General features: G+C 35.1%; 10 protein-coding genes. 3 read left to right on the forward strand and 7 right to left on the reverse strand.

From position 1 onward, the window contains the following. Nucleotides 1–4: 4 nt before the first annotated feature. Nucleotides 5–2,287, reverse strand: coding sequence for a putative bifunctional diguanylate cyclase/phosphodiesterase (locus ABZC13_RS10450; RefSeq protein WP_373003222.1), 2,283 nt, complete (start codon nt 2,285–2,287; stop codon nt 5–7). Between the two features lie 38 nt (nt 2,288–2,325). Then, complete coding sequence (locus ABZC13_RS10455) at nt 2,326–3,246, reverse strand: class I SAM-dependent methyltransferase (RefSeq protein WP_373003225.1); 921 nt, start codon at nt 3,244–3,246, stop codon at nt 2,326–2,328. A gap of 137 nt (nt 3,247–3,383) precedes the next feature. Here ABZC13_RS10455 and ABZC13_RS10460 point away from each other — a divergent pair, with 137 nt between their 5' ends. Then, nucleotides 3,384–3,680, forward strand: a complete 297-nt coding sequence (locus ABZC13_RS10460; protein WP_373003228.1) for a hypothetical protein — start codon at nt 3,384–3,386, stop codon at nt 3,678–3,680. A gap of 34 nt (nt 3,681–3,714) precedes the next feature. Here the strand turns inward: ABZC13_RS10460 and cysS are convergent, their stop codons facing one another. The 5 genes from cysS to murJ all read right to left on the reverse strand — a co-directional run bounded on the left by cysS (nt 3,715) and on the right by murJ (nt 9,999). Beyond that, nucleotides 3,715–5,115: a cysteine--tRNA ligase gene (gene cysS, locus ABZC13_RS10465; RefSeq protein ID WP_373003231.1), complete on the reverse strand. Its 1,401-nt coding sequence runs from the start codon at nt 5,113–5,115 to the stop codon at nt 3,715–3,717. A gap of 71 nt (nt 5,116–5,186) precedes the next feature. After that, the gene (locus tag ABZC13_RS10470; RefSeq protein WP_373003234.1) at nt 5,187–6,404 is read right to left on the reverse strand and encodes a TIGR03862 family flavoprotein; all 1,218 of its coding nucleotides are present in this window, start codon (nt 6,402–6,404) and stop codon (nt 5,187–5,189) included. 48 nt (nt 6,405–6,452) lie between these two features. Then, nucleotides 6,453–7,946, reverse strand: coding sequence for an ATP-binding cassette domain-containing protein (locus ABZC13_RS10475; RefSeq protein WP_373003238.1), 1,494 nt, complete (start codon nt 7,944–7,946; stop codon nt 6,453–6,455). Between the two features lie 25 nt (nt 7,947–7,971). Next, a complete protein-coding gene (locus tag ABZC13_RS10480) occupies nt 7,972–8,436 on the reverse strand; it encodes a pyrimidine dimer DNA glycosylase/endonuclease V (RefSeq protein WP_373003241.1) in 465 nt (154 codons plus the stop codon). A gap of 156 nt (nt 8,437–8,592) precedes the next feature. After that, on the reverse strand, nt 8,593–9,999 hold the full coding sequence (murJ, locus tag ABZC13_RS10485) for a murein biosynthesis integral membrane protein MurJ (RefSeq protein ID WP_373003244.1): 1,407 nt from the start codon (nt 9,997–9,999) through the stop codon (nt 8,593–8,595). 137 nt (nt 10,000–10,136) lie between these two features. Between murJ and ABZC13_RS10490 the strand changes: the two genes are divergently transcribed. Next, entirely contained in the window at nt 10,137–10,754 is a 618-nt protein-coding gene (locus tag ABZC13_RS10490; protein WP_373003247.1) for a transglutaminase-like cysteine peptidase, read from the forward strand. Beyond that, a complete protein-coding gene (locus tag ABZC13_RS10495) occupies nt 10,751–12,673 on the forward strand; it encodes a LapD/MoxY N-terminal periplasmic domain-containing protein (protein WP_373003250.1) in 1,923 nt (640 codons plus the stop codon). The genes ABZC13_RS10490 and ABZC13_RS10495 overlap by 4 nt, the downstream gene beginning before the upstream one ends. Nucleotides 12,674–12,747 lie beyond the last annotated feature (74 nt).

Consider the following 12,747-nt stretch of genomic DNA (forward strand, 5'->3'; position numbering starts at 1 on the left):
TACCTTATGACACTTCTCTATCATTTAGGAATTTTTCAAACTTGTTAACTGGAAGGGCTTTAGACATTACATACCCTTGATAGTATTCGCAATTCAAGTCTTTCAAAAAATCTACATGCTCTTTCTCTTCTACACCCTCTGCAATAACTTCAAAATTAAACTGTTTAGAAATCGTTAAAATAGTTTTAACTAAAGAAGCGTCATCTTCATTGTCAAGTATATTCTGAATGAAACTACGATCGATTTTTAGAAAATCAAACGGTAAGTTTTTAAGGTATGAAAGTGATGAGTAACCTGTACCAAAATCATCCATAGCGATTGTAAAACCGTGAGATTTTAGTAAGTTCATCTTATCAGTAGTTGCTAAAAGATTATCGAGTGCAACCGACTCTGTAAGTTCAAGTTTTAATGCACTTGGATCAACGCTGTACTCTTGTGTTGTTTTTAAAATCTTTGTTACAAAATTGTCTTGGTTAAACTGTTTGGAACTAATGTTTATAGATATGTTTTTTATCTTGTTTTTTATTTTTTTATAGTCTATACAAGTACGTTCAATCACCCAGTCTCCAATAGAGAGAATAAGTCCACTCTCTTCGGCATAAGGTATAAAATCATCTGGATATATAACTCCACGTGTAGGATGATTCCATCTGATGAGTGCTTCACATGAAGTGATATGTGAACTTTTTGTCTCAACTATAGGTTGATAGTATAGTTCAAACTGATTGTGTTTTAAAGCTTCTCGAAGTTCACTACCAAGCAGAAGTTGGCTTTCTATCTTTTCACTCATCTCTTGTTCAAAAAAGCATGTAGTATTTCTACCTAGTTGTTTTGCCTTATACATGGCAATATCAGCATGTTTTAAAATAACGTTTATATCTTCCTCTTCTTTAGATATAGTTGTTATGCCTATACTTAGTGTGATATATAGAGTATGCTCCTCCATTTCTATAGGCTCCTTCATAAGTTTATGAAGTTTTTTTGCTACATTATGTGAGTACTCTAGTGCGTGGTTTTTATTATCACTCAAGTCTGATAATAGTATAACAAACTCATCACCGCCCAGTCTTGCGATAGTGTCTTCTTTTCGCATGATAGTAGAGGCTCTTTTTGCGAAAGTTTTAAGAAGAATATCTCCGATATGGTGACCTAAAGAGTCATTAATAGTTTTAAAGTTGTCTAGATCTATAAAAAGTATAGATCCATAGCGATCATGTCTTGCAAGCCTTGCAAGTTGCTGTTCAAGACGATCATTAAGAGTTAGACGATTAGCCAGACCTGTTAAATGGTCATAAAAAGCTTGATGACGAATCTTTTCATCAGCTTGAATACGTCCTGTAATATCCTCAACAATCCCAAGACCACCTTTAATATTGTTGTTGATATCATACATAGGAACAGCCTGCATCTTTATCCAGATCGTTTCATTTGATATCTGTGTATGATATGACCCTTCATAGTAACCTTTCTCACCATGAAGTGTAACATCAAGAGATGGTCTTATAGATTGGTCATTAGCTAGTTTAATATCCAAATTTATGAGTTTATGTACCGGAGTGTTTAGTAACTCAGAAATAGAGTTGTTTGCCTCTGTGATAATAAGGTCTTTGTCATAGGTAAATACACCTATAGGAACTTCTTTAAATATAGAAGTAAAATAACTCTCAGACAGTTTTAGCTCTTTTTCTGACTCCAGTACTAGCATGTTTGATGTGATTAGTTCTATGATTTTGTCATGATATTTTTTTGAGAATGTAATAAGTAACATTAAAAATAGAGCTATCAGCACTGCCATTAGAATATGTATCTCACTACCGAGCTGATACATGGCAAATGTAAATGGAATGAGTAGTATTAGTAAGTAGTTTCTGGCAAGGTCTTTGTATACAGAAAGGCTCATAACTGTCCCGGCTGATAAACCAGCCATAATCATAGTTAGAAATGCTTGATGATATGGTTTATCAGCAGGAAACATAAAAAATATACCCGCACTGATAATGACAGAAGTTAGAAGGGCTTTTCCCTTAAAGCTTTTTTCTAGAGATTCAAGTGATTGTTTTTGAATAGTTTTTAAATATGATTTTGCTTGTATGTTACGTAAAGTTAGTAGAATGATTATAGCTAGTAGCCAAAGAGATAAAAACGTCTTATCTGCAATATTCCAAAATATAATAGAAACTATTATAGCGTTGAGAATGACTGCGAGAGAGGATGAAAAGAGATTTGATGATGCTAGATGCATCAGCTCTTCTCTGACTTCTAAAGTACTCTCATTAGTTTTAGTCATTGTTTATACTTAACGTATTTTGTTTATTCATAGCATTATTATACTATATTTATTGACCTTTGGAAGACTAAGTTTTTTAAACTTCTCTTTTCATCTTCACTTGCAAACTCTTTTACGTTTTCAAGACGTTCTACAAACTTGAAAGTAGGAGCAAGTTCTTTTATAAGTTCTTTTATAAAGTCCATATCCAGATCAGGTGAGTTAAGACAGGCTAGAAGTGTACAATCCTCAGATGCAATCTGTGGAAGCTTCATAATAAGCTTTCTGTAGTCCTTAGTAGCCTCAAAACTACCTTTTTGAAAGGTTGGAGGATCGATGATAATAAGATCATAAGGACCCTTCTTCTTTATGCGTGAGAATGATTTTAAGATGTTATATGGATGAAAACTAACACCTCTGGTATCTATGTCATTAAGATGATGATTTGTACGTCCTGTGCTTAGTGCGCCTTTACTCATATCAATGTTTGATACTTTGTATGCACCGCCCATCATAGCAGCTATACTAAAAGCACAAGTGTATGAGAACAGATTTAGAACGCTTTTGTCCTTAGAGTTTGATTTTACAAACTCTCTACCGTTTTTCATATCAGGAAAGTATCCGCTGTTACGATTTGAAAGCAAATTTAGCTTTATCTTCATACCGTTTTCAATTACAAAAAGTTCATCTGCTAACTCTCCGACTATAACTTCACTAGGAGCACCTTTTATATAACGGCGTTGAAGAACTATAGTCTTATGTCTGCTAGATGCAATATATGACTTTAGCATCTCTATAAGTTCTGCTTCATTCTCTTCTTCAAAATAAAGAGCAACACTTAGAATGTCGTCTATAGAATCAATAGTCAGATGCTTCCAGCCTTCATAAAGCCCACCGCGTCCATGAAAAAGTCTTTTAAACTCGTTTGTTAAATCTTTTGAATTTTCTTGTAAGTGTGTTTGTATATCTTTAATAGTCAATGTAATTCTTTTATTAGTTTGATTTATGTGAAATGATAGCGAATATTACATCAATATGCTTGCTAAATAAAGATAATTTTATTTTAACGAAGTATAATATCGGCATATTAGTTATTTAAATAAAACAAGGGATAACGATGGGCAGTTCTTTCGTAGATATAGAAGATATAAATATTGATAATAATACAAAAAATGCGTTGGAAAAAACGCTAAACAATATTGGTGATGATTGGATAGTCAGTAGAATTATTGGGTTATCTAAATCTTACTCGTCTAAATTGATAACATTTCAGGATATCTTGGATGGAATCGACGATATTTTATATGGTGAACACGGAGGAGAGGCAACTCTTGCAATGCTACAATCTGCTGAAGACTTTAAGAAAGAATTTTCAAATGCTTATCAAAATGTTAGCTGTGATATAGCTTCATAAGCTTTGGATCTACATGTAAGTATTTATAAAATACTTACACCTTTTCCCAAAAAGTACCTTGTGGTGTGTCCATTATGTTTACACCAAAGGCTAATATCTCATCACGAAGTCTGTCGGATTCTTCAAAGTTTTTCTCTTTTTTAGCCTCGTCACGTTTTACTATAAGGTCGAATATTTTAAGTTTTGTATGAGTATCTACACCAAACTGAAAGTATTCAAAGGCATTTTTAGCACCAAAGCCTAGAACTTCTTCTATGTATGCAAGGTTTGAGATAGTCTCACGTTTAAGTGACTTATGTTTTCCGGCGGTGTCTAGTGTCTCGTTCGCAGTTGATATCATTTCATCAATAAGTGCAAGAGCAGTAGATACATTCATATCATCACTTAGAGCTTTTAGTAGAGCCTCTTTAAATGGAGTAGCATCTGTACAGTCAGCAAGCCCAAAAAGTCTCTTTTTAAGTCTGTATATCTTGTCAAGTCTCTTTTTAGAACTTACAAGGTCTTCAGTGTTGAAGTTGAAGTTACTTCTGTAGTGAGTGCTTAAAAGGTAAAAACGTAGAACTTCTCCGTCATACTCTTTTAGTGCATCTTTTAAGAAGAAGCTGTTCCCTAAACTCTTAGACATCTTCTCGCCGTCAATGTTTACAAAACCGTTATGCATCCAGTAGTTTGCAAGTGCGTGGTTAGTTCCACATCTAGTCTGTGCAGCTTCGTTTTCATGGTGAGGAAAAAGCAGGTCAGCTCCACCGCCGTGGATATCTACAGCAAACTCTGCACCCTCGTGAGCTAAATGTTTTTCTATCATCGCAGAACACTCCAGATGCCAGCCCGGACGACCTTTACCAAATGGAGAGTCAAAAGTGATAGTGTCATCTTTTACGCTTTTCCACATAGCAAAGTCAGCAGGGTTCTTTTTCATAGAAGAACTTTCAACTCTCTGTTGCTTGTCATCTTCGTTTTGAACTCTATGCGAAAGTTTTAGGTATTCGCTATCACTTGAAGTATCGAAGTAAACATCACCCTCAGAAGTCTCATAAGCATGTCCTGAGTCTAAAAGCTTTTGGATAAGTTCGTACATAGCATCAAGAGACTCTGTTGCTTTTGGCTCTATGTCTGGACGAGATGCACCGATGGCATCCATCTCTTTGTGAAATGCATCTGTATAGAAGTCTGTAATCTCTTTTATCTCTTTACCGGACTCTACAGCTTTTTTTATGATCTTGTCATCGATGTCCGTGATGTTTCTAGCATAAGTTACATCGTAGCCGTTAGCTTTTAGCACACGTGAAAGAAGGTCAAATACTAAAGCACTCTTAGCATGACCAAGATGCGCGTCATCGTAAACAGTCGGTCCACACACATAAAGAGAGGCTTTTCCCTCTACAAGTGGAGTAAACTCACGTTTTGTTTTTTGTACTGAGTCGTATATGTACATCTGAAAATTTCCTATGATTGTAATTATTTATAGAAGTTATTATATTCGTGATTATATCATAGTAAGTTTATTTAGCTTTTATATCTATTTAACAATTTCAAAAGACCTCGTGCCGCCTGTTTACCTTGCCCCATGACACCTGTCAATAGATAGCCTCCAGTTGGCGCTTCCCAATCCAGCATCTCTCCAACACAAAATACTCTAGGAAAATCCTTTAGCATCAGATGCTCGTCTAAATTTTCAAAACCTAAGCCTCCAGCTGTACTAATAGCCTCTTCAATAGGTCGATAAGATTCTAATGTTAAGGGAAACTTTTTAAGCGTATTTGCTACTAAATCAGGATCTGTTAACGACTCCTTTACTAAAACCTCTCTCAATAAAGAAGCCTTAATACCATCCAATCCTAAGCGTTTCCAAAAAGCACTCAAACTCTTCTTACCTTGGTTTGCCATCAACTGTTGTTTTAACTGACTCTCCATGCGATGAGGAAAGAGGTCTAAGTAGACTCTAAAGGGAGATTTTTTCTCTATTTGCTCTCTTATAAATTTAGAATGTGTATAGATTAAACTGCCTTCAACCCCATACTCATTCACTAAGAGTTCGCCCAATTTTGAATGAAGGTTACCTTTAATATCTCTGAAGCTAAGTTCTACATTTTTTAGCGGTGTTCCTGAAAACTTCTCTTTAAACACAGTTGACCAAGAGACATTAAAGCCCATATTCGCAGGTTTAAGTGGGGTGATTGTTAGCCCTTTATCTTTGAGCATCTTTGTCCAGGCGCCTGTTGAACCTAAGTGTGGCAAAGATGCGCCACCTAAAGCCAAAATAACTGCATCAAATGAATAATCTTTTAGCCCATCAGGAGTTTCAAACTGCCAAACATCATTAGACCAACCCACCAAACGATGTTTCATTTTAAACTGAGTACCGTTTGCTTTGAGTTTATGTATCCAAGTACGGAGTAGGGGTGCTGCTTTTTTATCTAGCGGATAGACTTTACCAGAAGAGCCAATAAAGGTTTCATAGCCAAGACTTTTCGCCCAAGAGCGCATGTCATTTGGGCTAAAGTTATCAAGCGCAGGTTGTAAAAAAGGTTGGGCTTCAAAATAGCGGCTTGAAAAGAGGTCAAAGTCTTCAGCATGTGTTAGGTTTAAACCCCCACGTCCTGCTATTAAAAACTTACGTGCCGCAGAAGGCATCGCGTCAAACACTGTTGGTGCATAACCCGCTTCAGATAAAACTTGTGCCGCCATCAGACCAGCAGGTCCAGCACCGATAATAGCAATCATAAATCTCATCCTTAGCGAGTTAAAATAATTTCTGAATTATATCTAAAATCACAATATCTCTTGAACCGTATAAGCTTGATTTTGACTCTTGTCAAACACCCATCGCTTCGTACTTAAGTTCTCTAAAAAAGTCTCGTCATGAGTAATGAATAGTAGCACCCCTGAATACTCTTTTAAAGAAGCCTCCAACGACTCTATAGACTCCAAATCCATATGATTGGTTGGCTCATCCAAAATGATCAACGAAGGGTGCTTTAATAGCCCCTCGGCTATTAGCAGTTTTCTTACTTCACCCGGACTCGGTATACTACTGTTTAGCAGTGCTTTGGCATCTGAGCCTAGTCTTTGAACGAGGGTGAAAAGTTCACCTTTTTCTTCACTGTTTAAGTTACTGATATCAGAAAAAAGTTGCTCTGCCTCTTTGTCTGTAATCTCTTGAGGTATGTAAAGATAGTCATGTTGAAAATCAATCTTTTCTATAAAATAGCTTATAAATGTGCTCTTACCAGCACCGTTTTCACCGCTGATACCTACTTTATCTCCAATATCTACTGATAACCTTGGAAAACAGAGTTGTGTTGACTCAAAAAGTGTAATGCAGTTTTTCTCAAGTGCTATGGGGAAATTGTGTTTGGCAATATCTGCCTCAAAGCTGATACCTGTTGCATACTCTTTTGAGAGTTTACTCATATTTTCACTTAAGTGACGTTGTTTAGTAACTGTACGCTGTAGCATCTGCCCATCATGCTTATCTTTACCAGTCAAAATAGCGCCGTTAATTTTCTCTTTCATCGAGCTGTCAGATTTACCAATACCTTTTTTAGAGAACCGCTTTTTAGCAAGTGATACTTTCTCTCTTTGGACTTGAACGACTCTGTTGATTTTTTTTAGCTCATTTTCCTGTTCAGAGATTACTTTTTTCTTGTGAGAGAGTGTCTCTTCATAGGCAAGGTGAGCCAAAGAAAATTTCGATCTATATTTTAAGACTTCTCCTGCTTTTATCATAATAGTCTGTTGTGTTAATGCATCTAGTAAAGTTCTATCATGACTGACCAAGATGCCTATTCCTTTGTAGCTTCTAAGTGCCTCAATTACTATTGCCTGAGAACGAGAGTCAAGATGGTTGGTCGGCTCATCGACCATTAGAACATCACTTTCACTTGAAAGTGCAACTGCGAGTTGTAGTCGTTTGCGTTCACCATGACTCAGAGTTTCCCAAGTGCCTAACCATTCATCTTTGACCTGCAAAAGGTCTCTTAGCTTATACGCCTCTTTTGTAAAAGTCATCATAAACTCTTCAAGCTGTTGCGGGGGAAACTCTGTACTTTGTGCGCAATAAACCACTAGGTCATTACCAATAATCAACCCCTTTTCGGTTTTTAGTTCTTTTGATATTAGTTTTAAAAGTGTACTTTTACCAGAACCGTTAATCCCAGTAATAGCACTCCATCCCTCTTCAAAGTCTAAATTTAGGGCACTAAAAATGGGTTGGGCTGCGCTTGGATATTTATATGATAGGTCTCTGATTTTTAAACTATTCATAATTTCCTGTTTTCTTTGAGTATAGCTAAAAATGTGAATCTAGGATATTTGTTGCTGTTTGATGAACGACTTCCCATTCTTCTATTCCCCCGTCTACTTCGGTAAATAAAGGATGGGTTTTTATTTTTTCAAGAGATTTCAATTCCTGATAACGACTTGGATCACGAAGCTTTAATTTGCTCAACAAGTGCTTGAATTCGTATTTAATCTGACCCTCGGACACTTTTATAAGACTACATTCTCCACTCTTTGGTATCTTTTCCCTGTTAAACTTATAATCTCTTTTATCTGCCTCATCCGCCACACTCCGCAGATAAGAACCTATAGCGGTTTTAGAATTGTCAGCATCTTTGAACCTAATTAGCTGTGGATGATTCTTGTAGCCATTTGTCTTGCCAAGCAACACATTTTGCGCCAATAGTCCCTCTCTCCACAATGCAACTAAACCTTTTGAATCTAAATAGCCTGGATGTATTGACCAAAGTCTCATTTACTACCTTCTGCAATATAACGTTTAAGGAGAGCAATATGAACCCGCTCTTGGGTTCTTTCTCGTTCCCAAGTTGTACTTGGGAATGCACACAAATAATAAATATACATAGACACTCCCAAGCGGAGCATGGGAGCTAGACTGAAATAACCTTTTTTAAATATAAGAACTAATAAAGTCTTTAAAAACTAAAAGTAAAGCAGTAAAAACGACAGCCCCAAGCACAAGATAAAGAGTGTTTTTAGAGTTTAGCATCTCAAAGAAGTTTTTTACTCCGAAGACTCTTATAGTCAAAGTGAAACTTACAAAACCACCGACTGTAGATGCAAGAGCTAGACCGCTTACTCCCATGGGTGATATAAGCGAGAGTGCGAAGATGATGTAAGTGGCTAGAGAGAAGGTTGCTATTTTTGCCGCTTTCATCTGCATCTCTTTAGCGTAGAGCCATAGGACAAAGAGCTTTTGAAGACCAAAAGGAAGTAATCCTATCATGTACATCTGCAGAACTAGGGTAGTGTTTTGAGTATCTTGGGCACTAAATGCACCTCTCTCAAAAAGTAGCCAAGTTATCTCTCGTGAAAGTACAAGTCCGCCAATGGCACTTGCTGTAAGTAAAAATGCTAAAAACCAAAAAGCACGCTGCAAAAAGAGTAGGGCTTTTTCTTCGTCTTTGTTTTTTATGTACCTTGCAACTCTTGGAAAAAGTGCTATAGATGTTGCAATAGCAAAAAGAGCAAGAGGGAGTTGAAAGATGCGGTTAGCGTAGTAGAGGTAAGAGATAGAGCCTGTGATGAGAAAAGAGGCTAAAAAAGTATCTAGAAATGCACTCACTTGTGCAGTTGAGTTTCCCCACATGGCAGGAAAGAACTGTCTTCTAAACTCTCTTGTATCTTTTTTGATGATTTTAGACTTTACTCTTAGGTGTCTGAATCCGCCAATTAGAAGTTTAGAGAGTCCCATTTTATATATGGCGATAACATGAACCCCAAGTTGCATAAGCCCACCGATAACTACACCCCAACTAAGGTAGTAGACTATCTCTGCTTGTTCTTTGTCTTGTGAGAGAAGTAAAGCTAAAATAAGCGATAAGTTTAAAAGAGCAGTAGAGAAAGCTGATGTCGCAAAGTGGTGTTTGTACTGAAGCATTGTACTTAAAAATGTAACCCCAAATATAAGTGGCAAGTACCAAAAGTTTATAGCCACAAACGGAGATGCCAAGTCTATAGTCGCCGCGTCAAAACCTACTGCTATGGCTTGTGTAGCTAATGCTGGTAAAAGGTTTACAAGCAGAGTGATTATGAGTATGATAGAGAAAAAGACTACAAAGATGTTTGCTGAGAATACACCCTTGTGTTTAGACTTGGCAAATGCCGGAATAAAGACCTGTGTAAATGCGCCTTCTGCAAAGATACGGCGAAAAAGATTTGGCAGTTTAAAAGCTATGAAAAAGATGTCACTATATATGTTTGCACCAAGAACGGATGCTGTCAATAGATCTCTAATAAATCCTAAAATTCTTGAAAATAAAATTCCAAAACTGTTCGTGAAAATCGCTTTAAACATGGGCTTCTTTGTGTCTGTTTTATAGGTTTTATGAAAGTTTAACAAAACAATGTGTAAAACTACATTATTTATTATCTCTTTAAAAAGAAGTTTTGATTATAATATTAAAGAAATTAAAATCTATTAAGGCAGAAAGATTGAAGTTTATTAGACTTTGTATATTAATATCGATTCTTTCTGCGACTCTATTTTCTGCAGAAAAAACTTACATTGACAACGAACTTCTTGAAAGAATTACAAAAAAATATGGCAAATTTGCAAAAAACAGATTTCATTTTCTTCAAAAAACCATAGATGCAAATAAAAAACTAAATGAGTTAGAGCAGTTAAAAGAAATAAATGATTTTTATAACGGAGTGAGATATGCAACCGATAAAAATGTTTATAATGAAGATGATTATTGGGCTACTCCTTGGGAGTTTTTAGGTAAAGATAAAGGTGATTGTGAAGATTATGTAATCTCAAAATACTTTGCCCTAAAGCACCTTGGAATAGATAGCAAAAAATTGTATCTTACTTATGTAAAATCTACAAAATTTAAAGAAATACATATGGTTTTAACTTATTTTAAAACACAAAAAGCTGATCCGCTAGTGCTAGATAACAATAATCATAGAATATTTAAAGCATCACAAAGGAAAGACTTGATTCCAATTTACAACTTTAATCCGACTTTATTAAAAAAAGGTAAAAAGAAAAAATCTCACAAAAAATGGGATAAATTAATATATAATATGAAAATGGGGAAAATATGACACTTTTTAGACAAATAGCAATACTACTATCAATATTCTTGATAATTTTACTTTCAACTGTTTTATTTTTAAACTTTAAAAATGCAAGTAAATCAGTTAGCCAAAGACTATATGAAGATGCGAAAAATACGGCAACTTCTCTTAGCTTATCATTAGCCGGTGCTAAAGGTGACATTTCTATGATGTCTATCATGATAGATGCGAATTTTGACAGTGGGCATTATGGGTATATATCTTTAGTAGATTTAGATGATGAACTACTGCATGAGAGAAAGGCTCACAATGATATGCCAAATGTTCCCGCATGGTTTTTAAATGCTATTGATTTACAAGCGCCTATAGCCTTGGCAAATGTTTCAGCAGGTTGGAATCCCATTGGAATTTTAAATGTTCAGAGCAATGTATCATATGCTTATACTCAATTATATGAGATTTTAAAAAGTCTATTTATATCGTTTTCAATTCTATCAACAATAGGTCTTTTTGTATTAAACTTTGTTCTAATTGTAATATTGAAACCACTTAAAAAGGTTCAACTACAGGCTGAAGCTGTTGTTAGAAATGAGTTTGTTGTAGAAGATACAGATATCTTCACAAAAGAGTTTAGAGATGTAGTTGTTGGAATGAATACTATGGTTATAAAAGCTAAAGCTATGTTTGACAAAGGAAATAAAGCCCTTCAAAAACAAAAAGAGTTAGAGTACACAGATAAAGTTACTAAACTTAAAAACCGTAAATACTTTATGCATAAAGCACAAGAGTATTTAACAGTAGATTCCTCATCAAAAGGTGGAATAAATATAATCATAGAAATAAGTGGTTTGATAGAAGCGAATGATGTCATAGGTCGTGAAAATGTTAATAAAATGTTGTGTGATATAGCCGATGTGCTCAGAGATTATTCAAGTCAACATCAACATGCAATAGTAACAAGAATGAACCCGGTGGAATTCTCTATATTGATTCCAGACTTATCTTATGAAGACGGAGTCATATTAGTCGATGGTATAGATAGTTTCATTCAAGATATCGTGCAGGAGTATGACCTTGAGCCTTCTGAAGTATATGTAGCAATTGGACTCAGCGAGTATAGCTACAAAGATAAAATCGGTGTACTCTTAGCACGAGCGGATAGTGCACTTACCCATTCAAAATATTTAAAAAACAATAAATATCTACAAAAAGTTGAAAATACCTCTGAGATTATGAGTAAAGATGAATGGAAAAGTGTTATAGTTAATGCTATAGAGAAAAATAATTTCTCATTGACAACATGGGATATAGTAGATACTGAAAATCAAAAAGACATTTATAAGTCCATATATTTTATGATAAAAACAGATGATGGCACTACGTACAGTTATGATGAATTTATGTTACATGCAAATCAACTAGAGCTAAGTAACAGTATTTATAAAAATATCTTAAATATGATATTTACAAAACCAGATACAAAACTAAGTGGAAGTGTATGTTCCCTTAAGCTATCTTACGATTACGTCATGCATGATGACACATATAATGATATGAAAAATCTTTTCTCCATTTATGCTTCAAATTTACCGTTTAAATTGATTATTGAGTTGCCAGATAAATTGCTTCATACAAATTCTCAAGAGATAAAGCAATATAAAGCTTTATTTGACAAATACTCAATAGACATAGGCATAGTAGATTTTATTGGTGAAAGTACAGATTATCAATATTTACAAGATTTTAGACCTGTATATATTAAAGCAGATAAAAATTATTTTATAGATCAAAATGAACATATTTTATCCGCTCTTAGACTGATCACAGATTCGGCTGGTATCTCCCTAATAGCTACGGGTGTAAGTAATATGACAACTTTGGATGCTTTAAATAAAAAAGATATCTACATGATACAAGGAGAGGTTACAAAGACGACTAAACTCTAGAGTTTAGTGAGTGTTGAAATCTCTTGTAAGCACCAAGGGTACTGTTTTTCAAGGTCTTTAACATACTATTAACA

Origin of the sequence: Sulfurimonas sp. (assembly GCF_041563035.1) — a bacterium.
Classification (GTDB): Bacteria; Campylobacterota; Campylobacteria; order Campylobacterales; family Sulfurimonadaceae; genus Sulfurimonas.